Source organism: Paenibacillus sp. FSL M7-0134 (assembly GCF_038007865.1).
In the GTDB taxonomy this organism is placed as follows: Bacteria; Bacillota; Bacilli; order Paenibacillales; family Paenibacillaceae; genus Paenibacillus; species Paenibacillus polymyxa_B.
Window position 1 is genome coordinate 2,129,463 of record NZ_JBBOXV010000001.1, and the last position, 23,975, is coordinate 2,153,437.

The window sequence follows — 23,975 nt, forward strand, 5'->3', positions numbered from 1 at the left end:
GATATAGCCTTGCATAAAAGATTCATCTTAAAGAGATACTAATCAGCACATTAAAAATAGTTTAAATAAAGGATAGCTAAGAGGTGGGAACGGTGATGATATCGAAATGCTTGGCCGAAAATTTAAAACAAATTCAGGACAGCTTTTCCGATTGTACCGATCTTGTTCTCATACCTTGGAGTTATGGTTCGAGTTTTGAACATAATGCTCTTTCTGTTTACTTTGAGACAATGATTCAAAATGAACATTTAAAATACATGAAATCTGCTATGGAGGATCTAATCACTTATGAAGCTGGCTCGGCGGAGGCGGTCACTCCCAAAGCTGTGATGCGTTTCTTCAAAAAACATGGAATAACTGGTCATTCTCCCAAGCTGTTGAAAGACATTGATCAAGTTAATGAACAGATATTAAATGGAGCCATAGTTATATTCTTTGATCATTGGGAGGAAGCAATTAGCTATGCTGCTAGTGGGCTTCCCTTTAGACAAGTTAGTGAGCCGATCACAGAACCGGTCGTTCAAGGGCCTCATATAAGTACAATTGAAGAACTGAATGTGAATATAGGCATCATTCGTGGCTTGCTCAAATCAGCCAAACTTAAATTTGAGTATTTCACGGTAGGAGAAATAAGTCAGAGAAAAATTGCTTACGGATATTTGGATGGGGCCGTCAATCCTGAATCGCTATTAGAGTTTAAACAAAAAATTGCAGACATCGACACGGAAGAGATTCTTGAAACATCTTATTTGGAAGAATGGATCAGCGACTCTGTCTATTCTCCTTTTCCTCAGGTGCGCTACACGGAACGGCCAGATACCGTTGTGTCTGCCCTGTTGGATGGAAAGATTATCGTAATGGTGAATGGAACTCCAACAATATTGATATGTCCGGGAATTTTTTTTGAGTTCCTCGCCTCCAGTGAGGATTACTATCAGCAAACCATCTTCGCTTCGCTGATACGTATACTAAGATTTGGTGCATTCGTGATGGCACTCCTGCTTCCAAGCATATATATTGCCTTATCAACCTTCCATTCTGAGATGATTCCGACCGTTCTGCTTCTAGCCATTCTGGATACGAGAGAAGGGATTCCGTTTCCCGCTTTCGTGGAAGCACTGATTATGGAGGTTTTTTTCGAGCTTCTTAGGGAAGCTGGAATCAGGTTGCCCCGTCCGATAGGCTCTGCTGTAAGCATTGTCGGAGCGCTTGTCATCGGTCAAGCTGCGATTCAAGCCAAGATTGCTTCGCCGGTAATGGTCATAGTCGTCGCTCTGACCGGTATCGCATCGTTTACACTGCCTCAATACAGTATGGCCATATCGATCCGCATGCTGCGATTCCCTTTAATGATCCTTGCTAGCACTTTGGGAGGACTTGGAATTATGTTCGGACTTCTCCTCATATTTTTGCATTTAGTTTGCTTGCGCTCTTTGGGTCAACCCTATTTTGCACCACTGGGGCCGCTTAGAATCAATCAATTGCGCGATGTATTCATTGTTGCCCCGCGAAAAATACTGCTTCACCAACCGCGAAACCGCCATTTGCATAAAAGAAAAGGGGGGAAAACATGAGAACGCGAATATCCATTGGTTTCTGTATATTGGCTGTCATCCTGCTCGCGGGCTGCTGGGACAAGGCGGAGCTGGTGGAATTCGGGTATGCACAAGCGATAGCGGTTGACCTGGACCAAAGTGAAGAAATATATCTCACTACCCATTTTTACAATCCCTCGGGTTCGCAGGAGATGGGAGGAGCCCCCAAGCAGTCCTCAAAAGCATTTAATATCCTAACAAAAGGAGATAACATGAATGAAGCGATAAAAGACATTCCCATCCACCTTGGTAGAAGGGCAAAATTGGATCACATGCGCATTCTTATCATCGGGGAAGAAATGTCCCGACAACGAGGTTTAGAAGACGTTCTTGATTTTTTCATGAGAGATCCTGAAACTAGAAAAACCATACTTGTCCTGATTGCTCGGGGGAAAGCAAGCGACTATTTAGAAACCAAGCCGTATATTGAGAACACCATAGGTCAGCAATTACGGAAAATTGAAGAAACGACAGCACGGTTTTCTGCCAAAACTTCCAGAGTTCCGTTACTTGATCTGGCGATTCAACTAAAAAACGAAACCGGAGTCACAACGCTTCCTAATGTGTTCAAAGACAAGCCCCTCGATGAGATTTCCATTGCCGGAGTTGCGCTGCTTAAAGAAGGAAAGCTGGTAAAAAGTGTTATCAGCCCGACAAATACCCAACCATTATTGATGCTGCTTGGAAAATTCAAAAGCGGAGTTATCGATATTGCGGATAAGGATGCAGAGTCTGAAAAAAAGAAAACCAAAGAAAGCCTCCAGGTTATCTCCTTAAAAACGAAGATAGTACCTTTTATCGAAGGAGAGGATGTCGTTGCTCGTGTACATATCAAAATCATAGGGGCAATCGGCGAGCTGCATAGCTCTTCCGTGATGACCAGAGAGGAGCAAAATAAATTTAAAGGCAGACTCGAAGCCGAGATTAAGGAGAAATTGAGGGAAACGATTTCCCTTCTTCAGAAGGAACGATTAGATGCAATAGGAATCGGCAATCAGATTTTTCAAAAAAATTCGGCATTATGGAAACGCTGGAAGCCAACCTGGAACGAACGGTTTGCCAAGGCTGAGTTTAATGTAGCCGTTGAAGTTAATATTGTGAGTACGGGAATGGGGATAGGAGTACCATTTTAGAAAAGGAGATAGCCATGTTTGCTAAATTTTTGTTTTTTATGATTTGTAATGCTGCAATGCTGATCACTGATATTCCAAAGTGGAAACGGACAAATCGCAGAGCACGTATCCTGTATCTATCGCTTATGCTGCCTATAGCCTATCTTGGCTTACTCTATATTACGAATCTCCCGTGGCCAAATCTTGACGAGCTTATTGATTTCTTTCTTCTCGCTCCGGCCAAACGCATCGTCGCATGGTTCAGGCTCCCGACCTGAACTCACTTCATATCAGCGGAGGAATCTCATGAAAAATCAAGAGAGTATCAGTGCGCTCCAGACAGCGGTGTTGTTTCTTGCCGGAATGACGGGATCGGCCATCGTTCTGATCCCTGCTTCAGTAATCGGCGCTGCTAAAAACGGAGCATGGATTTCCTTATTAATAGCTTGGGTAATGGGGATGTGTCTATTGGCCTGCGTCCTTTATTTGCACAGCCAATATCCCGGATTGCTCTTCGTCGAATACAGCCGTAAAGCGCTGGGAAAATGGTTGACCCTCTTAATGATCATTCCTTTTACTTGTGCCCTGTTCTGGCAGAACGCCGCCATAATTATTGAAGTTGGCGGTTTTTTCAATAGTACTATAATGACAAAAACGCCTGTAACTGTTGTCCATACCTTGTTTTTTGTGACGGCTGCACTGACAGCCCGGGCTGGAATTGAAGTTATGGCCCGAATGTTTTTCATTTTATTGATTATGATGTATGGGTTTATTTTATTGGTTTTGGTCTTGGCTTCTGCCAACTACCATCCAGAATTTTTACTGCCGATCATGCCGGACGGAATGAAACCGATTCTTCATGGAGCCTATATCACCTATGGGTTTCCATTCGCAGAAGTCGTATTGTACTCTTCACTTCTTCCGTTTGCACGTAAAGGCGAAGAGCGAATGCTCGGAAAATATATGTACTTTGCTATTATAATGAACGGAGTCACATTAATTGCATCTATTATTTGCACCATTCTGGCTCTAGGACCTTTAGCAGGCGAGATGAATTATTCCATGTATCAGCTGGCCAGATTAATCTATATACAGGAGATTATCGAAAGAATTGAGCCTGTAATCGGATTTTCATTAATTGCCGGTTCGTACATGAAAACCTCGATCATGGTATTTATATTGACGAATTTATTTTCGCGATTTTTTAGAGTAAAAAATTACCGTATTTTAACGTTTCCGATAGCATATATCTGCTTGCTTCTTTCAGTTACCATGTACCATGATCAGGCGTCCTTCAACGAGGACGGATACATGGCTTGGACCTTATTCGATAATCTGGCATATGTTCTTCCCTTACTCTTGATCGTAGTCGTTACACGAATGAGAAACCGAAGCAAAAGAGCTTGATTTAAGTAGAGGTTCCCCTTTTGGGATAGTTTCAAATTAATGAACGGTAAAGGTGCAGACAGCCCGCAAAAAGCACAGGAGTTGAATAAAATAGCACATTGAAAATTAACAGTATTCGTTCGTTTTTGCGAAAATATACGTGCTAGGAATGGAAAGTATGAGGCTGTCAGTATTAGAGAGAGGTACAATTTTGTTGATGCTCAGATCGGCACGAGAGGACGTTTCCAGTATAAACTGGAAACGTCTTTTTTTTGCTGTTGTACAAGATAGAGCTGATCAGCATTTGAATAGACGGGAAGCTGGCTCGCGCTTAACCGATCTCTAGGGAGGCTTAAAAAGTCGCTGGAGGAGTTCTTGCCTGATACAGGCCATTCATGAATATCAAATGTTAATAAATTGCTCATTTCATCGTAGACTGGGATGGCAGCTTCTTCGTCCATACCGTCGCACAAAATAGATTTCTTTCTATATATTAGAAGAGCAGATCGATTTATAGATTTTTGCAGAATCCTCAGGTAAAATGGCTTGTAATAAAGCTGAGGAGGAATGGGCATCATGGCAGAGCATTTAGCAGATATCTTGAAGTTGTTGAAGCAAAAAGAGTGGGTGGATTTGTCCCACGCTTTTTATCCTGAAATCCCTCATTTTCCAGTATTCGATAATGTTCAGGTGGATACCCTGTTTACCCACGATGATGGCTTTTTTGTAAAACAATACTGCTTTCCCGGTCAGTATGGGACTCATATTGATGCACCCGTTCATTTTGTGAAGGGCAAACGTTACTTGCATGAGCTTTCGTTGAAGGAGCTGGTTTTGCCGCTAGTTGTCATTGACCGTTCAGCAGCCGTTGCAGCCAATTCTGACTATGAACTTACGGTTGCGGATATTTTGGACTTTGAGAAAGAGCATGGACGCATTGCTGATCAGTCCTTTGTCGCTTTTCGCAGTGATTGGAGCAAACGTTGGCCTGATTCAGATGCCTTCTCGAACAAGGACGACGCCGGAGATGCACACTGCCCGGGCTGGTCGCTGGAGGCGCTGCGCTTTTTGGTAGAAGAACGGAATGTGGCTGCCATTGGGCATGAAACGCTAGATACCGATTCCTCTGTAGCTTATCGCAAAGCTGGCAAGCTGGTAGGGGAATATTACATATTGGAGCAGGATCGGTATCAAGTTGAGGTGCTGACGAATTTGGACAAGCTGCCCCCGACGGGCGCGGTCATATATAATATCGTTCCGAGCATTCAAGATTCCCCTGGATTTCCGGTGCGCTCCTTTGCTATTTTGCCTTAATCATACAGTATCCAGTCATTTGAAAACGATTATATAATCTAAAAGACCGATTCAGATATCGACATCTGAATCGGTCTTTTCTAGCTTATACGGGGTAATGTACAGCGTGAATGACCGTTCAGTCCAACTTGAATCAAAAATATGAAAAGTGTTAAGTGATAATAGTGACGGTAGGCGCAGAGATGGTAGGCTGAGTCGCGATAATGGAAGTTGTGCCGCTAAAATCTGTTATTTCTATAACAACTGGGACACCTGGTGTAATATCTACGGAGGCAATGACCAGACTTGCTGTGGTGAGGGTGAATAAGGAGCTCTGCTGAATAACTCCGTTAATATAAAAATTAGAAGAATCAGTAGCCGTTAATGTCGGTAAAGCAACAACTGGAGCATCGGCGTCATCTACAAAGCTTGCAGCAGGAACGGTTGTTTCTGTTGCTCCGATCATTCCAGCTGTAATCGTTGCAAAAAAGCGAGTCGTGGCTGGGGCTACGGTCGTGGCTATGGCGCCACCTGTTGACACGGGAGCAGTAGCTACTGCTGTAAACACAGGTTTTATGATTGGCATAGTTCTCATCTCCTTTCTTTACTGGTAATGAGCCATTTGCATTCGCTGGCTCTTAATCAATAAATGATTGTTCAACCTATTCGGAAACGGCATATTAACCTTTCTATTAATAATAGGGTAAATGGAGAAGGCCCTATTTTGTACAAATATAGATGGAAGCGAATACTTGGAATCTGAAGGTTACAAATGCCTAAAACCCTAAAGGGGGATGTGCATACAATACATAAATAAGCATGTGAGAAGGAGGTGTATACGGCTGGTATGAGGAGACGCGATTCATCACTAAGGAGGCTAGGAAAGAGGACCGTACATTACAAGATCAACAAACGTAAAAAGTGTAAAACAAGTTATTCATTCAAAGGTAGAACAAAAACGGGGTTCCATGCCAAAAAGCATCCAAAGCTAATCATGCAACGGAGGTGCAGAAATACTCCTAGCAAGCGGAGGAGGAGCATGAGCCAGACGGGAAAGCGAGCTGCACCGGGTTCGGCAGGAGCACAAGGCATTCCCGGTTTGACAGGGGTACAAGGTATTCCAGGTTTAGCAGGAGCCCAAGGTATATCGGGAACTGCGGGAACACCGGGAGTCCAAGGAATACCAGGAATACAGGGTCCAGCAGGAACACGGGGAGCGCCAGGAGTGCCAGGTCCGGCTGGAGTCCAAGGAAGTCCAGGTGCAACAGGAGTACCCGGCCCTACTGGAGCGCAGGGCATAGCTGGTCCTACTGGAGCCCGAGGTATAACAGGGCCAACCGGCCCGGCAGCTGACATTTCAAATATTGAAATTATACCCATAGCTGAGCGGTATTTTTATCTTGCACCTGCTACAATTGAATCTTCAATCACGATAATGGCGGATCAATTTTCTGTAGATGGTGTACAGGAGGCCTTTAAGCGTTTTAATGTCGGAAGCAACAGTTATGCCAATCTATACATTAATGGAATGATACAAGAAAGCACATTGTATAGCCTAACACCTTCATCGCTGACGATTCGCCTTAACGAAGGAGAGGCAATTCTCTCCGGCACACCTATTATTGTGGAAATTGTCCAATTTAGTGTGCGATCCAGTGGATGATACTGTTTGCGGTGAGGCAACCCAGAGGCAGATACAGCTGTTTCTTGGGGCAACGAGCCTTTGCGCCCGACACGCCAAAGCTGAAGATCGGCTTTGGGGCCTTGGTCATGGATGGCTTGTACGACTTTTTGCAGCGGGGAAATGTGCTCGTCGCTCCATATCCAAGACTGCCTGAGTCTTTTCCCTGCTGGGTGACTGCATGCACCTCAAGCATAATTAGTCCCACCTATCCTAGCGCCCGTTTTATTCGGTTACATATCTTTTTTATATGAATAAAATGGGATGATGCACGTATTATTTAGGGTATTTATGATTAATCGCTTATAAAACATGGTTTTTAGGTTTAATTCAATATATTTCAAATGAAAGTATGAAGACAGAATGAGCCTGCATAAATATAATTTGCATTTTAGTTAGTTATCACTTACTATAAGCTTATGAATAAGAAAACACATGTAGACAGCAAAAAGAAAGATATTCTGCAGGCAGCAATGTGCTTATTTGCAACCAAAGGAATTGACGGGATTTCAGTCAAAGAAATTGGAGAGGCTGCTGGTGTGACGGATGCCGCGATTTATAAGCATTTTAAGAGTAAAGATGCGATGGCCTTGGAAGTATTCGGGCAGTATTGTAATAGCTACACCACATTAATTGACTTCTATCGCAAGCAGAGTGGGAACTTCGTTAGTCGTTTCCATCAACTGGTGGATGAAGTGCTGGATATGCATGATGAGGACCAGTATGGTTTGCTTCTACTATCACAACATCATGAGCTGTATGTTGAAGCAAGCCAGAGCCAGAATGTGCGTCAGCCGCTGGAGGCGTTGACTGAATTCATCGAACAGGGGATTCAACAAGGTGAACTGCCGAAGCAGGATGCTCTGCTATCCGGTGTGCTCATCATTGGAGCCATTACACGCTTGTCCGTCTCCAGCCTGGAAGGTGAACTTCCACAGCAGTTGGTTCCATTTGCAGCAGAGGTCAAACAACGTTTAACTGCTTTATTAAGTAAAGGTCAGTAGTGACCTTTTCTTTTTAAATATAAAGTTAGTGTCTTCTAACTAAAATCATAATATGAAGGTAGGAAGTGGTTTATATGTCTAAAAAAATATTGGTGATTCAAGGGAATCCGGTCGCTGGCAGTTATGGGGAAGCGCTGGCTCAATCCTATGTAAAAGGAGCGAAGGCTGCAGGGGCGGAGGTTCGTTTGTTGCAGCTATCCGCGTTGGACTTTAATCCAAATCTACTAGGTGGATATCGTAATAAATTACCGCTGGAACCTGATTTGATCCAAGCACAGGAGTCGATTAAATGGGCAGAACATCTCGTTTTTGTCTTTCCGATCTGGTGGGGCAGCTTGCCTGCATTAATGAAAGGATTCATTGACCGTACCTTTATGCCGGGATTTGCGTTTAAGTATCAAAAAGGAAAACCCCTGCCTGACAAGCTTCTAAAAGGAAGAACGGCCCGCCTCATTACAACGATGGACGGTCCGCATTGGTACTACCGATTTTTCCAGGGACAGCCTGGACATCGGATGATGAAGGATTCCACGCTGCATCTATGTGGTGTCAAACCGGTGCATTCTACTGCGATTGATCTCATGAATAAATTATCGGATCAGCAGCGCAACGATTGGCTGAGCAAGGTGGAGCAGCTGGGGCGAAATATGAGCTAGGTTTTCACCTGCCTGCCCCAAATTCATTGGCCTACAGGTAAATCATGGTGGTATCTGATCATAATTGACCTGCGAAAAGGAAAAAGACCACAATGGGAGCAACTGACTCGCATTGTGGTGTTCGGGATAGCTCATGTTTTGAAATCAACGTTATATAAATATCGATGCAACGATTAAAATAAATCCGATCGCTAGACCGGCAGGGCCCCAATAATGCATAGGGATAAAAAACAGACTGTGCTGGGTTCCCATTCGATAGCGTTGCCCCGTTTCCATATCAACTAGCACTTTGTCCGAGTCGGCGTTAAGCGCTTTTCCCAAGTACCAGATAATAACCCCCGACACAATGAACACAAAAGCCATCGGTAGCCGGGAATCTATGGAGTCAAGCCCTAGAGCGGATACTAAACTCCCGACTATAACAAATAAAATCCCTGGAACAACGATGTTTAAAATACCAAAACCCTTCCAAACAATCACATGAAATCTTCCTTCCTGAGTTCAAATCCAACATATGTATTTATCGGTTAAAAGAGAGATTTAGTTTACAAAATGACCCATTCGATGGGAAATTTACAATGTATAAAACTGGATAGAAGGCGTCAAGAAGGGGAGGAAAACATGTACACACGTGGAGTGTAATCCTGGAGGTTTGCAGGTATCACAAAAAAAAGCCGTTTCTCCACATCCTCATAGCCCAGCATAATCTGGCCTGAAGGAGGAAAATCGGCTTTTTCAATAAGTGAAGTGAAGCCCTGTGCCTATTCGGCGGTTGCTTTCGCTTGTTCTGCTACGAAAACAACAGGCTTCATAATCCGGCTCAGCATATCCTGCTTCGGACGATTCCAGGTAACCCAGTCGTCCAGCAGCAGACCGCCTGTGTCGCCGCTATTCGGATTCAGGGACCAGTACGTAAAGTACAGGTTGTTGGCACCAATATAGTCTACGAGTGCATTTTGCCATTTCCCCTCAGTAGTAGACAAATCAACATTACGACCGCCGAATTCACCGACCAGCACCGGAGCTATGTTTTGCTTGCTGATGTAGCCCCAGGTTTGATCCCAGATCGCTGGCAGGTTGGACGGGAAGGCCGGGTCGTTGAACCATGGCTGCGAAGACACACCAGGGCCGTAATCATGAGGAGAATATACGACACGGTTCGGTACGTCCAGAACGACAGGATAGTTGGCTACACCTGTGAGGTTGCCACCCCACCAGTATTGGCTATTGTTGCCTTGTACATTGTGGTCTACACCTTCTACGAGAATCAGCCAATTCGGATTCACGGACAGAATCGCATTCCCTGCACGTTGTGCCGCCAGACGCCAGTCTGTGGAGGCATTGCCTGTGCCCCAGCTTGCTTGACCGTGTGGCTCATTGTGTAAATCCGCACCAATGACGGTAGGGTTGTTTTTATAACGATCAGCCAACATTTTCCAGTCGCTAATCCAGCGAGACTCAGGGTACTGGGATGTGTACCACAGCTCGGATTGCCCACCTGAGCTTGGACGGTGACGGTCAAGGATAATCTGAATACCGCGTTGTCCAGCTTTTTCGATCAGCTTGTCCATAATTTGAATCGGAGTTAATCCGACCAGGTCAGGGTTTTTGTGATAATCAATACTGTCTGGACGGGAACTGGAATCGAATAACTGATTGCTGTAAGGCAGACGAATCAGATTGTAGCCTTCTTTCTTCACCTGATCCAGCATGTCGTCCATTGAGCGGCTCCACAGTCCATGCAAGGTGTAATTAGGAGTTTCCAGACCGAACCAGTTCAGGCCGTTAAATGCCGCTTCTTTCCCGGATTCGTCTACAATCTTGTTTCCTTGGGTGTGATAATATCCTTTCACACTGGCTGCATCTACTGAAGCGGGAGTATAGCCATACAGTGTGAAGCCCATTACGAGGGAGGTAATGATGAAAAATGTTTTTTTCAGTCCTTTTTTCTTCATAATTCTGCTTCCTCCTTTATTTAAAAGAAATTGTAACCGATTACATTCTCATTTTATGTTCAAATCTTCCATCAAACAAGTTCATAAAATTCGTATATTTCTAAGATTTCGTTCGAATTCAATAGATTCGTAACAACGGATGGTTAAGCTAAGTGTCCAGCATTTGTGGGGGCGGTTATATATGAGGTGGAGGGCACGCTCTAACTCCTCATTTATTATATTTTCCTGCTGTAAAAGAAGGTATATAATAAAGTGAAATTCACTTTACATACAGGTTGCAGAATATATATATTTGAAAATTAATACGGCTGACATGCAGAAAAAGAAAGGAGGGTAATTATGGTAACAACGATGAAGGAAGTTGCAGAACGTGCCGGGGTGTCGAAGAGTACAGTTTCGCAGTTTCTGCAAAAGAGATACAACTATATGAGTGAAAACACTAAGGAGAAGATCGAGCAAGCGATTGAGGATCTCAGTTATATACCTAATGAGGTGGCACGTAGTCTCAAGCAGAAGAAGACCTTCATTGTGGGGGTTATTTCTTCAACCATTTTATCGAGATTTACAACAGAAGTCGTGCGTGCAATTGAAGATGAATGCCAACTGGAAAATGTCCAGGTCATTGTCTGCAATACCGATGATGATTCGCTCAAAGAGAAAAAGTATGTCCAGTCGATGATTGCTCGGCAAGTGGATGGACTTATCATTTTCCCGACGGAAGAGAACAAGAAATTATATGTTTCCCTTGTCAAGAATGGCTATCCATTCGTGTTTGTGGACCGAAAAATCGATGAAATCAGTGTAGACACAGTGCTGTTGAATAATGAAAAGGCCAGCGAGCTTGCGGTTGAAGCACTTATTGAGCATGGTCATAACAACATTGGGATTATCACGTTCCCCTTAGGCAAAAAAGCGATCACCACACGAAGTGAGCGGCTGTCAGGTTATCGAAATACGTTGGGCAAACATGACATACCAGTGAATGAAAACTATATCAAAAGCGGCAGGTTGGATGAAATGCCTAATCTGATTGGACAACTATTCCATATGGAGCATCCGCCCACCGCAATCATTGCTACGAATGACATGATTTTGGAGCAGGTGCTGATTTATGCAAAAAATAATCATCTGACCATACCTAATGATTTTTCCTTGATTGGCATAGATGATGTATCCTTTGCATCTTTTTATAATCCGCCGATCACAACCGTTTCCCAGCCGAGTTTTGAAATGGGGAGAAGAAGTGCCAGGCTACTGCTGGAGAAAATTGATCAAAAAGAACAGGATCATGAGGATCTGTCAGAAATCATCCGAATGAATCCGGTCATTAACCACAGAGAATCTGTTCAAAAACTGAACTGAATGATTGAATATGTCTTTTTCATTTTTTTGAAAACGTTTTTATAAATTCTATTGTAAAAAGAAAATAAAGAGCTATAATGATCTTATGATTCGAGTCATGAATACCCTTTCATTTATGTATGTCCTGATTTTAGTGATGATTGTGATTGAAGAGAGGGGAGGAATGAAGCTTAACGAATAATGTATGGAGTGAGTTGTGAATTAATTCACAAAAAATGATTCTGCTTCTTTTTACATTCCCGAGAGGGAAATTTTTTTCGAGTATTACTAAATCGATTTAGTAAGAATGGGAAATAAATAAAAGAAAGTCGGAGATCACTATGGAAATGTTTATGAGCATTATCAGGGAGCCATCCATCATTATCGCGATTGTGACATTACTCGGCCTTATATTCCAGAGGAAGAAAGTATCAGAGATCATTACGGGAACTACCCTTTCTTTTATGGGTTTCACCATGATCAAGGTCGGCGGCGGCATTTTAGGTGGCGTTCTCACCAACTTCAGTCAAATTTTTTCTTATGCGTTCAACCTTAAAGGTGTCGTACCAAGCAATGAAGCCATTATGGCACTGACCATTGATCAGATCGGGGCGGATGCTGCGCTCATTCTGCTCTTTTCCATGATCCTTAACATCGTGCTTGCACGCCTGACCAAGTTCAAGTACATTTATTTGTCTCTTCACTTGATTTTGTTTATGAGCTTTGCCGCTACAGCCGTTATGAAAGGTCTGGGTCTCAGTTCGCTAACTACGATTATCGTCGGTTCTTTGGTAATTGGGAGCTATATGGCGGTGTTTCCTTACCTACTCCGGAATGCCAGCAAAAACATTATTAAATCGGATGAATATACGATTGCTCATGCTTCCATGACCTCTTACATTCTAGGTACCTATTTAGGGAAAGTTTTTGGCAACCGTGAAAATGACACCGAAAATGTAAAAATTAATGACCGCATCAGTTTTTTGCGCGACCCCAATGTTGCAACGACCTTGACGATGCTTGTGCTTTTACTGGTATCTGGACTGGTTGCTGGTTCTGATTATGTCAGCAAATTATCGGATGGCAAAGAATATATCGTCTTCATCCTCGAACAGTCAGCTATTTTTGCTGCCGGCTTGTATATCGCAAAAGCAGGTGTTAAGCTGTTCACAACTGAAATTGTACCCGCTTTCAAAGGTTTCTCCCAAGTGTTCGCACCTGGAGCAATCCCTGGTGTGGATGTTCTGGTACTGTTCGACAAATCACCCAATTCCGCGTTGGTAGGCTTCTTGGTCAGCTTCTTCACAGGCGTTGCCTGCGTCTTTCTTTTCCCGTTTATCGGATTGCCTGTCATTGTGCCAGGGATCATGGCCTGCTTCCTCGCTGGTGGTGCAGCCGCGATATTCGGCAATTCCAGCGGTGGTTTCAGAGGAGCTGTTATTTCCAGTTGTCTTAATGGATTCTTGCTCTGTCTGCTGCCAGCGCTCACCTTGCCGCTCTTTTCTTTTTTGGGTGCCGAAGGGGTAACGTTCGCCGATCCCGACTTTACTACCCTTTCCGGAGTACTTTGGCTTATTTTCCGTTGGTTTTAAACTAAATCGATTTATGAATTTTTTCAAAATAACTTATCTAAATCATTTGCGTCTAAATCATTTGTGCCTTAAAAAGAGGAGGAATTATCCATGTTTTTTAACGATCAAGATATTCAAATTGATATCGTTGACAGTAATACCACCCGGAAAGTGCTGGCCCACAGTGACCAGCTTATGTATGTCAAAGTGATGTTTGCTAAAGCCCAAACAGGGGAGATCCTGTTGCATAAGCATGTCCATGAACAAGTCACTTATGTAATAAAGGGAAGCTTTAAGTTCATGATCGATAATGGCGAAACAAAGGAAGTGCAGACTGTCAAAGAAGGAGACAGCATCCATTTTCCATCCGATACTCTTCATGGCTGTATCCCACTGGAGGATGGCGGTATTCTGCTAGATGCATTTACACCAGCACGTGCAGATTTTCTGTAAATTCCCCTTTTCCAAATACGGTTTATCTACCCCGATATCTGGAGGAATTTACGATGCCTTTCAGCGGCAGACAACAGAGGCGAATGAACGCCTTCTGACCATGTCATGTCCGATACATTTCTTTTTATCTTTTTTTAGAAGAAGACCTGCAAGTATGTTATATTTAACAAACGGCAATCGTGATGAACAGTAATATAGTGATTTTTAGAAAAGGATGAGATGATTTTGGAAAACAACGAAACTCAGCAGGAATTTGCAGAGGTATATGAGCAGCTTAAAGTAGCTGCAAACCGAACCTCCGATTGGAAAACACGCCTAGCCGCGGTAAATGATCTGGGTGCATGGAAGAACCAGCAGACGATTGACTTGCTGACACACCGTTTGAATAATGATACGGTATATGCCGTTCAGGAAGCCGCTTACCGCAGACTTCAGGAATGGGGCGAGAATGTACAGCCGCCTGTGCGCAAAGAGGGTGAGCTTGTTAAGGGCCTGACGAAGATTCTGGTGCGGATTAAAAAAAGCTTACCAGCCGACCATACCTATAACGATTTTCGCGAGAAGCTGCACAAGATGAGAGTCGATATTTATGACATCTATGAAGGTGACAAGGGTGCTGAATTTGATCAGTGGCTGGAGCAAAAATGGGCTTCGTTATCTACAAGGTAATGTCTGAACCCTGTAATTGAATGTATTTTTAAGGATTGTTGCTGGTGATACAGACAGAGCCTTAACAAGGATAAGGGATTATCTTTGTTAAGGTTTTTTTATCTTGTTCTCCTTAAGAATCATGTCCTTTATCTTTATGCCACTGTATATATACTTCGGCAATATGGTACGATGGGATCGGATTATTTTAGTGTGTACATGGGAGGGACTAACATGAGCAAGGCGAAGCTGTGTTTTATCGGGGCTGGCTTTCACGCTTCAACGAATATATATCCTGCTGTTATTGGGGCAGGTGCTGAAATTCAGGCGATTGCGACTAGAGATCTAAGCAGATCGAAGACGGCACTCCAGCGGTTTGGAAGCAGTGGCACACCTTATGACAATTACAAGGCTATGCTGGAGCAGGAAGACTGTGATGGAGTTGTCGTGATTGCACAAGCGGCAGATCATCCTTCGCTCGTACTGGACTGCATTAAGGCTGGAAAACATGTTTTTGTAGACAAGCCACTGGGCTGGAATGCCGAGGAAGCGGCCCAAATTGCAGATGCGGCAGAAGCAGCGGGTGTCGTGCTGATGGTCGGTTTCATGAAGCGCTACGCGCCTGTATACATAAAATTAAAAGAATTGATTGAGGGTGGCTCGCTTGGAGCCGCACGCTCGTTTCAGGCGAAATTCCTCGTGGACAGTACCCTGTTTTGCAAAACTGGCGAAGATTTCATGAAGCTGGCGGCGGTTCATATGGTCGATCTGGTACGTTATTTGTTTGGAGAAGTGGTACAGGTTACCGGATTTGCGAACGATAACGGCGAGTGTATTTCCCATACGATTGCCCTGAAATTTGAAAATGGTGTAGTGGGTAGCCTATACTTCGCAGGTATGACAGCATGGACACGCGAGAGCGAAGGGTTCACGGTAACCTTTGATCATGGTTTTGCGAACGCGGATGAGGTGAATACACTGATCATTCACAAGTCGGAGAGTCATACAGAGCTTCCTTGGAAATCCCTTGCGGAAAACGATACGGTTCTGACACCGTCAGCCTCCGCGATGTCGGGCGGATACCGTGATTTGTACTTGCGCGGTTTTGTTGGTGAAATCGCACATTTCATGAACTGCTGCCAAGAAGGACGGACGCCTGATTCAAGTGGACGGGATAACGTGAAAACGATGGAGCTGTGCGACCGCATTTTGGCTGCGCTTCAATAGGATACCCATTTCATATACAAGTTTCGGAGCCTGGACGGTACCTTAGTTTGGGTGATTTGAAAGAAGCTTCGGTGTAACTGGTCAGTAGATGGCTCCTGCATTTGTCGGGAGTCATTTTTTTCGTTTACCCTACGACCTTTCTATTTCATAGCATTCCTGCCCCTTTTGATTAATCTCTGCTGAAAATATGCCAACAAAGACGAACGATGCGATAGAATAGGAAAAGGAAAGCGTTATCATCACCCATTTTTTCTGCGATGGTTCAGGGGGAGAAGGCTTATGCGTACAAGGTCAAGGTTTCAGCCATTAAACACATTACGTAATCAGATTTTTATCGGATTTATACTGGTGATGCTCATTATGATGAGTGTGGCGGGGGCGTTCATTTATCTCAATGTGTCTCACCTGTTAAAAGACAGTGCCGAGCGGCATATTGGTCAGACTGCGGTACAAGCAAGCGGTAGGCTGGATGCATTAATCGGCCAGATGGATAGCTTGACGGAGCAGGTCGCAAATCATCCGTCTGTTCAGCATATTCTGCTGGAGGAGCGCAACGGGGGCAAGGTGAATTTCGGACAGCGTCAATCACTACTGCAAGTGATGCATAGCTATCAGGCATATATGCCGAGTGTCGGCTCGCTGGAGCTGTATACCGCCGAAGGGAAGATGTTGTTTCCGATTAGAGAGGGCAGTCTGGAGGAACGTATCGGACAGGCAGACATCCGGGAAGCGAATCAGATGAAAGGAAGACTGGTCTGGATCGGCATTGATCCCGAAGACCCCCGGTCACTGCTGGCAATTCGGCAGGTGAGCCTGGTGGATCGCTGGTTCTCACGTGGAGGGTACCTGATTACCCGTATGGAGCGAAGCTATTTTGGACTGAATGGTGCGTCAGCGGTCAATGAGGAAGCGGATGAAACTATGCTGCTTGTAGATCGACAAGGCCAGCTGCTGTCGGGTGAACCAATGAACCAGACGGATTTGTCAGGTGTACTGCATAGCAAGACACAGACGGTTCATATTGGGGAGCGGGAATATGTGAAGGCAGTTCAGCAGTCGGAGCGGACGGGCTGGTCGCTGCTGATCCTGATTCCGGTTAGCGTCGTCACAGACGGAATTACGGTTTTACGGACTACACTTATCATTTCCGCGTCTCTTGGTGCCGTGCTATTCCTGTTCATGTCCTTTATGTTGTCTACGTTGATTACAAGACCGATAGGTCACTTGATTCAGGCGATGCGTCGTTCACGGGAAGGGGCATTGGCACTGAATCCAGAACCGGCAGCAGCGGTCGAGCTGCGAGAATTAAATGCAGAGTACAACACAATGATTGTCGATATTAATGAATTGATCCGTGTTATTTGCGAGAAGGAGGTTTTACAAAGCCAAACCGAGCTTAAAGCTCTGCAGGCGCAGATCAATCCGCATTTTCTTTTTAATACGCTGGATGCTTTCAACTGGTCGCTACAGGAGAAGGGAGAGGAGGAGCTTGCCGGGCTGATGGTGTCCATGTCGCGGCTGTTTCGTTATGTTATCGAACCTGCTCACCATGACTCTTGGGTGACACTCGGGGAAGAAATGGCGCAAATCCGTCGTTATCTGGAACTGATGGAGATGCGTCTGGGTGAACGTCTGAGCTGGCAAATTCATATGCCTTCGGAGGCAGCCAGAATTCCGCTTCCTAAACTGCTGATCCAGCCTATTCTAGAGAATGCCATTTTGCATGGTGTCGAAAATCGCATCGGCAACGGCCGTGTTGAAATTAGTGTCACTCCTTCGACCAGAACGGGTTGGACCAAGATCGCGGTCATAGATAACGGACCTGGAATAACACTGGAAGAACTTGCAGCTGTGCGTACAGCGTTGATGGGGGGAGCAGCCTGCCAGAGCAAGGGAACCGGTATGGGACTAGTGAATGTGCAGCGCAGGCTTGCTCTTTATTATGACAGCGCATCTTATTCAACGGATGGTGTGCTGATACATAGTGCTGAGCAGGAAGGAACAGTGGTCGCTTTTGAAATTCCTGATGAATATGGAGGGCGGTAGGAATGAGTGTTTCATCCAAAACCATTGTCATTGTAGACGATGAACAGCGAACACGTCAGGGGATACACCAGACATTGGAGAAATGGGCCGCCGGGAAATACCGGATTGTAACATTCGATAATGGTTTGGAAGCATTAAATATACTGCGTGCAGAGACAGTTCATCTGTTGATTACGGATGTCCGGTTGCCGGAATTCAGTGGGCTGGATTTAATCCGCTCTCTGGAACGGGATTCACGACGACCAGCGATCATTGTCATCTCGGGTTATGCGGAGTTTGATTATGTCCAGCAGGCTCTTCGTCTGGGAGCCGTCAATTATTTGCTCAAACCGATTGATAAGCAGGAGCTGCTGAATGCGGTCAATGAAGCGCTTCGGCTGGAAGAGGAGCGGCAGCGGTACGAGAAGCTGGACAAGCTGGCTGACCCTGTTCTGCTAGAGCTTGATCTCCAGGCAACTACTCTTAGTGATCCGGTACGACGTGCCTTCACCTATATGGCGGAGCATCTTCACGAATCCATTACGATGGCGCAGACTGCCGCGCATTCACACCTGAATGCCAGCTATTTTAGTGTTTTATTCAAGGAGCAAAGTGGTTTGTCCTTCAGCGAATATCTGCATCGGCTACGGATCCAACGGGCTAAGGAGTTGCTGCTGCATACTCAGTTAACGATTGCCCAAATCGGCGAGCGATCAGGCTACCGAACAGATAAATATTTTATTAAAGTATTCAAAGCGACCGAGGGGGTAAGTCCCAGCCGCTACAGGCAGCAGATGCGTACAGGGCCGGAGAATATCGACTGACGTATAGGCAGATCAAACCCAATAAAAGTGGAATTATACCCAATGAGCGTACCCTGTTGGAAGCAGGAATGGAGTGCTAAACTTACAAATGATAACGGTTACAAAAAAATATAAATACAACAAACGGAGGTCTAACGATGTCCAACAAGTATGGTTTACGTAAGCGCTCACATCAAAAATGGTTTGCTGGGTTGACCCTGCTGCTGTCATTCATGCTGGTGCTATCCGGTTGCGGTGCTGGTAAGGATGGTCAAGGCGGTTCCAGTGGAGAAGGGGGAAAGGTTACACTCAAAATGATGCACCTGTGGCCAGAGGGAAGCTCGGCACAGCAGAGCAAGCTTGTGACTCAGATTATAGATCAATACCAAAAGGATCATCCGAATGTCGTCATTCAGCAGGAAGTGCTGGAAAATGAACAATATAAAAACAAACTCAAAGTGCTGTCAGCTTCCAATGAATTGCCGGATATCGGAATTACCTGGGCAGCGGGCTTTATGGAGCCTTACGTTAAAGGTGGATTATTTACACCGATGGATGACCTGTTGAATGGTTCCAAGCTGAAGGACAAATTTGTACCGGGAACGACCGAAGCTTATGCGCTGAATGGCAAAACGTATGCGCTTCCGATTGAATTGAATATTACACCTATTTATTACAACAAAGCCATATTCCAAAAATACAACTTGAAGGTACCTGCGACATTTGACGAGTTTAAGCAGGTTGTGAAAACACTTACGGATCATGGAGTTGCACCGATTGCATTGGGCAATAAAGACCGCTGGACCGGCTCGCTCTGGTATATGTATCTGGCGGACCGTATAGCAGGTAACGAAACGCTGAAAAAAGCGATTGACGGCTCAGGATCGTTCGATGACCCTGGTTTAATTCAGGCGGCCTCCGAAGTCCAGACGCTTGTGGATATGAATGCCTTTAACAAAGGATTTAACGGCTTGTCCAATGATGAGGGAAAATCCGAGTTTATGAACGACAAGGCAGCTATGTATTTGATGGCTACTTGGGAATTGCCGAATTTTACGACCAATCCCGCAATCCCACAAGCATTTAAAGATCAAATTGGCTTCTTTAAATTCCCGATGGTTGCAGGCGGCAAGGGCAACGAGAACAGTTGGGTAGGAGGTCCGGGAGTAGGCTTGTTCGTTTCGGAAAATTCCAAGGTGAAAGAAGAGGCCAAAGCGTTCGTTGAATACTTCGTAGTCAAATGGGGAGAGCAATCGGTCACACAGGCAGGCGTTATTCCGGCGACGAAAGTGGACACCTCCAAAGAAAATTTGCCCAAGCTGTATGTCGATTTGCTGAACGGACTGAATCAAGCTAGCAGCATTACATTGTTCGCCGATGTACAGATGAAGCCGAATGCAGCGCAGGTGCATTTGAATATGATTCAGGCGTTGTTTGGTAAAGCGGTGACACCGCAACAATTTGCCGACCAGCATAAGGCTGCCATCGAGAAAGGAAATTGAAATTGACCACCTAAGGAGGTCCGACCGTGGAAAAGGTCATGTCGAATAAGCTCGTCATTGCTCTATATGTATTGCCTTCTCTACTATTGCTATTCGCTATTATATATGTACCCATCGTACTGACCGGCTATTACGGCTTGAATCAGTGGAATGGAATTGGCTCTATGACTTTTGTGGGGCTGGACAATTATCAACATCTGTTTACAGACAAAGCGTTCTGGCAAAGTGCATGGCATTCGCTGCTGCTGGCCTTGTTTTCAGGAATTAGTCTGATCGGTTATCTGGCCATTGCGATGATTTTGTCAGGGAAAATCAAGGGAGCGAATCTGCTGCGGAAAATTTATCTGATTCCCATGCTGCTGTCTTCTGTAGCGATCGCACAGCTATGGCTCAAAATATATCATCCAACGAACGGAGTGCTCAATTCCTTACTGACGTCGGTTGGAGTTCACAACCCGCCTGAATGGTTAGCCAATCCGTCTCTGGTGCTGCTGGCCTTGTTCATTCCGATTATTTGGCAATATGCAGGCTTTTATATCCTGATCTATTATGCCGGGCTGAAAAACATTCCCGAAACGCTGATGGAGGCTGCCCGGATCGACGGGGCCAGTGCCTGGCAGATTGCGACTCGTATCAAATTGCCCCTGCTGCGCGAGGTGATTAACGTTACGATCATATTGTCCATTGTCGGCTCGCTCAAATATTTTGACCTTATCTACGTCATGACGGACGGTGGACCGAATGGAGCCAGTGAAGTGATGGCCTCTTACATGTACCACCAGGCATTCCGCAGCTTTGATTTTGGATACGGCAGCGCTACAGCCTTTGCCCTGCTGCTCATCTGTCTGATCGCTACGTGGCTGATCCGCAAGGTTACGGCTACGAGTGACACCATCCAGTATTCATAACGCAGTCTTGCTAATAGATGAGGGTAACAAAGGACAGGAAGAGGGAGGAACGGATATGAAAACCCAGGCAGCCGCCAACTATCCGCTTGGAGTCGCTACCCGCGGCAAAATGTTAACTCGGGTCGGTTATGCCGCTTTGTATATCATTTTAATCATCTTGGCGGTGACGCAGCTTTTACCGCTGGTGTGGCTGATGCTGTTCTCGCTTAAAAATAATCAGGAAGTGTTTAACCTTCCGCCGTTTGCACTCCCGTCCCAGCCGCATTGGGAGAACTATATGAATGTGTGGACCAGCGGCAACATCGGGCGGTACTTTTTCAATAGTGTGTGGATTACGGTCATATCCGTGGCGTTGACGGTGCTGCTAGCCAGCTTTGTAACGTTTGCTATTACGCGTATGCGGTGGAAAGGAAGCCAGCTGGTCCTCGGGCTCTTTATGGTCGGACTGATGATTCCGGTCCATTCTACCTTGATTCCGTTGTTCAGTATGTTTCTCAAACTGCATTTAACAGACACTTCACTCTCCATCATCTTGTCGTATGTTGCCTTTAATCTGCCGACAACGATGATGATCTTGCTGGGCTTCTATTACGCCTTGCCTCGTGAAGTGGAAGAAGCGGCCGTTATGGACGGCTGCTCCGTCAACCGGATGTTCTTCCGGATCGTACTGCCCATGACAACCCCCGTCATGGCAACGACATCTATTATTAACATGATCTATAACTGGAATGAGTTTATTTTCGTCAATACGTTCATCAGCTCGGATGAAAACAAAACACTGACCGTAGGCGTCCAAAACTTTATCGGACAATATACGACCGACTGGGGAGCTATTGGAGCTACGTTGATGATTAGCATTTTACCCATTTTGCTCGTGTTCCTCATCATGAGTGACCGGATTGTGGAAGGGATTGCAGCCGGGTCGGTTAAGGGGTAAAACAAATTCCCCAGATTAGAAGAGTGCCCCCTAGTGTAGACATTGGAACAAACCTCTTGGTTTGTCCGATGAATGCTAGGAGGTGCTTTTTTATGCGAGTCTAGTTTGAGTCGATGGGAAATACATAAATGAAAGTAGAAAATCTATAAGTTTAAGTTTTTCTGAAAATAAATGATGAGCAAACATGTTGATATTTATGATGCCGACCAATTGTGAATCCATCAGAGATTATGATGTGGTTGGTAACTCTGATAGGGGGATGGCAAGTTATTGTTTTGGTGCAGGGAGATTGGTGGGACTGCTATTTTTATTTCTTCTTTAAATTGAAAAAGTCCATTCCTCTTATGATTCAAATTGGAATGGACTTTCAAAATTTTAGAGTGACCCATCTTAAATAAAAGAGTAAATGAATTTAATATATATTTAGTAATGATTTCTCTATATAATTCACTCCCGAATCTATATAATTAAGTTCATTTATTTTACAGCTATGTTTAGGGCAGTAGCTTTAAAGAGTAATCCATTTAGTCTCTAGGAGAAATTAATTTAAGAAAAGCTGCGAATGATTCACATACAAAATCTAATGTTTCGTCTTGCCAGTCTTCAAGTGATTTTTCTTCTAATTCCTCTTCGGTTATTTCACTTTCTAAAATTAAATCTTCATGGTTTTGAAACAAAATTTGGGGTTCATTTTTATCTTTCCGAAAATCAAATAAAAATTTATCTTCAGATCCATTAATAGCAAAGGGAATTACTTTTCAATTCTTGGCATGTAGGGCCTGAGGAACAATAAATAGTTAAAGAATAGCAGAAAAAGTTTGGAGCAGGGGCGATTCCCCACGTCTTCACATTGAGTGCCCGCTCATTGAGTGGGTTTTTGCTTCTAATCATAGACATGTTAGAAATTGGTGAAACTTGTAGACATTCTGCTACATTTAAATCATGTTGTCGATAAAATAGTGGCGTAATGCTTCCAGAAACCAATCTGGTTAATTTGACATAGCATATTTCCCTCCCGTGGTTGAAGTGTGTGTATGTTAACTCTGATGGGAAGGAATGGAAATTCATTGTTTTGTGTAGTGAGATGTTGAATTATCTTTAGAAATATATTTTTCATTAAGAAATTTTTGGACATGAAATTTAAATGTCGTAAAAAATTTATTTAAGTAATAAGAATAACAAAAAACAGGTCAATCATGGTGATACCTAACCATAATCGACCTGTTCAAACGTAACGGAATAGAGTAATTTAGGGGATGAAATTTAAGCATTGATGCGTGTACAAACAAATCTTTATACGGGCATTACCGAGTTAGGTCCACTTGGACTTAGACGCCCGACTTATTCGGCACTGGGTGAAGTCTATTCATCACGTGCTAACATGAACTAGAAAAACACTACTCTTTTAGCGTTTCAAAAAATTCAGATATATTTGGGGCGACCCTTTGTGTCACAGGAGAAAACTCCTCCGACTCTTCATGAAACCAAATAACTACAGTAGGCTCTTCCGTTTCTCTAAAATCCAAACAAATAAAATCCCCTGAAAAAAGCGCCGCAATAGGAACTACATTCATCCCCACTAAATCTTCATTATCAGTTAATCTATCACCTATTTGAGTAATAATAACTTCAATATCATACCATCCATTAATAGGATCAGCTTCACTATCATTCAATATACAAAGAAATTTTTCAATTATATATTCATGATGATTAAAACTAAACACATTTGTGATAGGCACAACTCCATTATTTTCCTTAATAAAATTCCTATAAGTTTCAGGAAATGAGACTCTCAAGCTTCGCTCAACTACATTTAATAATTCGTCGGTTGGCAATGGAAAAACAATTGTATTAACATCTAATCTCACTTTTTTC

General features: G+C 44.2%; 23 protein-coding genes and 1 pseudogene. 18 read left to right on the forward strand and 6 right to left on the reverse strand.

Features of this window, described 5'->3' with window-relative positions; all coding sequences use genetic code 11:
• Positions 1 to 95 precede the first annotated feature (95 nt).
• The 5 genes from NSQ58_RS09490 (at position 96) to NSQ58_RS09510 (ending at position 5,407) form a co-directional block, all read left to right on the forward strand.
• The gene (locus NSQ58_RS09490) at positions 96 to 1,574 is read left to right on the forward strand and encodes a spore germination protein (protein ID WP_279835788.1); all 1,479 of its coding nucleotides are present in this window, start codon (positions 96 to 98) and stop codon (positions 1,572 to 1,574) included.
• Positions 1,571 to 2,728 (forward strand): Ger(x)C family spore germination protein, encoded by a 1,158-nt coding sequence (locus NSQ58_RS09495; protein ID WP_023989801.1) that lies wholly within the window; start codon positions 1,571 to 1,573, stop codon positions 2,726 to 2,728. Before NSQ58_RS09490 ends, NSQ58_RS09495 begins: the two co-directional genes overlap by 4 nt.
• A 14-nt stretch (positions 2,729 to 2,742) precedes the next feature.
• On the forward strand, positions 2,743 to 2,985 hold the full coding sequence (locus tag NSQ58_RS09500; protein WP_023989800.1) for a hypothetical protein: 243 nt from the start codon (positions 2,743 to 2,745) through the stop codon (positions 2,983 to 2,985).
• A gap of 28 nt (positions 2,986 to 3,013) precedes the next feature.
• Complete coding sequence (locus NSQ58_RS09505; RefSeq protein ID WP_028542198.1) at positions 3,014 to 4,114, forward strand: GerAB/ArcD/ProY family transporter; 1,101 nt, start codon at positions 3,014 to 3,016, stop codon at positions 4,112 to 4,114.
• Between the two features lie 555 nt (positions 4,115 to 4,669).
• The gene (locus NSQ58_RS09510) at positions 4,670 to 5,407 is read left to right on the forward strand and encodes a cyclase family protein (RefSeq protein ID WP_023989797.1); all 738 of its coding nucleotides are present in this window, start codon (positions 4,670 to 4,672) and stop codon (positions 5,405 to 5,407) included.
• 151 nt (positions 5,408 to 5,558) lie between these two features.
• Here the strand turns inward: NSQ58_RS09510 and NSQ58_RS09515 are convergent, their stop codons facing one another.
• Positions 5,559 to 5,972, reverse strand: a complete 414-nt coding sequence (locus tag NSQ58_RS09515; protein WP_028542200.1) for a DUF4183 domain-containing protein — start codon at positions 5,970 to 5,972, stop codon at positions 5,559 to 5,561.
• Between the two features lie 453 nt (positions 5,973 to 6,425).
• Here NSQ58_RS09515 and NSQ58_RS09520 point away from each other — a divergent pair, with 453 nt between their 5' ends.
• A complete protein-coding gene (locus tag NSQ58_RS09520) occupies positions 6,426 to 7,049 on the forward strand; it encodes a DUF4183 domain-containing protein (RefSeq protein ID WP_071558400.1) in 624 nt (207 codons plus the stop codon).
• A gap of 83 nt (positions 7,050 to 7,132) precedes the next feature.
• On the opposite strand, the pseudogene NSQ58_RS09525 reads toward NSQ58_RS09520, so the two are convergent.
• Positions 7,133 to 7,210, reverse strand: a pseudogene (locus NSQ58_RS09525) (transposase); the annotation flags it as partial.
• A gap of 276 nt (positions 7,211 to 7,486) precedes the next feature.
• Here NSQ58_RS09525 and NSQ58_RS09530 point away from each other — a divergent pair.
• Both NSQ58_RS09530 and NSQ58_RS09535 read left to right on the forward strand, forming a co-directional pair.
• Entirely contained in the window at positions 7,487 to 8,071 is a 585-nt protein-coding gene (locus tag NSQ58_RS09530) for a TetR/AcrR family transcriptional regulator (protein WP_023989793.1), read from the forward strand.
• A gap of 74 nt (positions 8,072 to 8,145) precedes the next feature.
• Positions 8,146 to 8,727 (forward strand): NAD(P)H-dependent oxidoreductase, encoded by a 582-nt coding sequence (locus NSQ58_RS09535; protein WP_025723258.1) that lies wholly within the window; start codon positions 8,146 to 8,148, stop codon positions 8,725 to 8,727.
• A 150-nt stretch (positions 8,728 to 8,877) separates the two neighbouring features.
• Here NSQ58_RS09535 and NSQ58_RS09540 read toward each other — a convergent pair whose 3' ends face one another.
• Positions 8,878 to 9,207, reverse strand: a complete 330-nt coding sequence (locus NSQ58_RS09540; protein ID WP_023989791.1) for a hypothetical protein — start codon at positions 9,205 to 9,207, stop codon at positions 8,878 to 8,880.
• A 281-nt stretch (positions 9,208 to 9,488) separates the two neighbouring features.
• Positions 9,489 to 10,682, reverse strand: a complete 1,194-nt coding sequence (locus NSQ58_RS09545) for a glycoside hydrolase family 5 protein (protein ID WP_068942084.1) — start codon at positions 10,680 to 10,682, stop codon at positions 9,489 to 9,491.
• A gap of 339 nt (positions 10,683 to 11,021) precedes the next feature.
• Here NSQ58_RS09545 and NSQ58_RS09550 point away from each other — a divergent pair, with 339 nt between their 5' ends.
• From NSQ58_RS09550 to NSQ58_RS09595, 10 genes are all read left to right on the forward strand, one after another.
• Positions 11,022 to 12,044, forward strand: coding sequence for a substrate-binding domain-containing protein (locus NSQ58_RS09550; protein WP_341057250.1), 1,023 nt, complete (start codon positions 11,022 to 11,024; stop codon positions 12,042 to 12,044).
• Between the two features lie 326 nt (positions 12,045 to 12,370).
• The gene (locus NSQ58_RS09555) at positions 12,371 to 13,615 is read left to right on the forward strand and encodes a PTS ascorbate transporter subunit IIC (protein ID WP_226887745.1); all 1,245 of its coding nucleotides are present in this window, start codon (positions 12,371 to 12,373) and stop codon (positions 13,613 to 13,615) included.
• A 90-nt stretch (positions 13,616 to 13,705) separates the two neighbouring features.
• The gene (locus NSQ58_RS09560; RefSeq protein ID WP_023989787.1) at positions 13,706 to 14,047 is read left to right on the forward strand and encodes a cupin domain-containing protein; all 342 of its coding nucleotides are present in this window, start codon (positions 13,706 to 13,708) and stop codon (positions 14,045 to 14,047) included.
• A 225-nt stretch (positions 14,048 to 14,272) separates the two neighbouring features.
• A complete protein-coding gene (locus NSQ58_RS09565; protein ID WP_013311410.1) occupies positions 14,273 to 14,716 on the forward strand; it encodes a HEAT repeat domain-containing protein in 444 nt (147 codons plus the stop codon).
• Positions 14,717 to 14,929: 213 nt separating this feature from the next.
• Positions 14,930 to 15,922 carry a Gfo/Idh/MocA family protein gene (locus tag NSQ58_RS09570; protein ID WP_023989785.1) on the forward strand — a complete coding sequence of 331 codons (993 nt, stop codon included), beginning with the start codon at positions 14,930 to 14,932 and terminating at the stop codon, positions 15,920 to 15,922.
• 279 nt (positions 15,923 to 16,201) lie between these two features.
• Positions 16,202 to 17,968, forward strand: a complete 1,767-nt coding sequence (locus tag NSQ58_RS09575) for a cache domain-containing sensor histidine kinase (RefSeq protein WP_341057251.1) — start codon at positions 16,202 to 16,204, stop codon at positions 17,966 to 17,968.
• Positions 17,969 to 17,970: 2 nt separating this feature from the next.
• Complete coding sequence (locus tag NSQ58_RS09580) at positions 17,971 to 18,771, forward strand: response regulator (RefSeq protein ID WP_069080746.1); 801 nt, start codon at positions 17,971 to 17,973, stop codon at positions 18,769 to 18,771.
• A 137-nt stretch (positions 18,772 to 18,908) separates the two neighbouring features.
• Positions 18,909 to 20,252, forward strand: coding sequence for an extracellular solute-binding protein (locus NSQ58_RS09585; RefSeq protein ID WP_023989782.1), 1,344 nt, complete (start codon positions 18,909 to 18,911; stop codon positions 20,250 to 20,252).
• 26 nt (positions 20,253 to 20,278) lie between these two features.
• On the forward strand, positions 20,279 to 21,160 hold the full coding sequence (locus NSQ58_RS09590; protein ID WP_341057252.1) for a carbohydrate ABC transporter permease: 882 nt from the start codon (positions 20,279 to 20,281) through the stop codon (positions 21,158 to 21,160).
• Positions 21,161 to 21,215: 55 nt separating this feature from the next.
• Positions 21,216 to 22,097, forward strand: a complete 882-nt coding sequence (locus NSQ58_RS09595; protein ID WP_013311404.1) for a carbohydrate ABC transporter permease — start codon at positions 21,216 to 21,218, stop codon at positions 22,095 to 22,097.
• A gap of 524 nt (positions 22,098 to 22,621) precedes the next feature.
• On the opposite strand, the gene NSQ58_RS09600 is transcribed toward NSQ58_RS09595, so the two are convergent.
• Positions 22,622 to 22,774: a hypothetical protein gene (locus NSQ58_RS09600; RefSeq protein ID WP_181127247.1), complete on the reverse strand. Its 153-nt coding sequence runs from the start codon at positions 22,772 to 22,774 to the stop codon at positions 22,622 to 22,624.
• Between the two features lie 720 nt (positions 22,775 to 23,494).
• The gene (locus tag NSQ58_RS09605; RefSeq protein ID WP_341057253.1) at positions 23,495 to 23,968 is read right to left on the reverse strand and encodes an SMI1/KNR4 family protein; all 474 of its coding nucleotides are present in this window, start codon (positions 23,966 to 23,968) and stop codon (positions 23,495 to 23,497) included.
• Between the last annotated feature and the right edge of the window lie 7 nt (positions 23,969 to 23,975).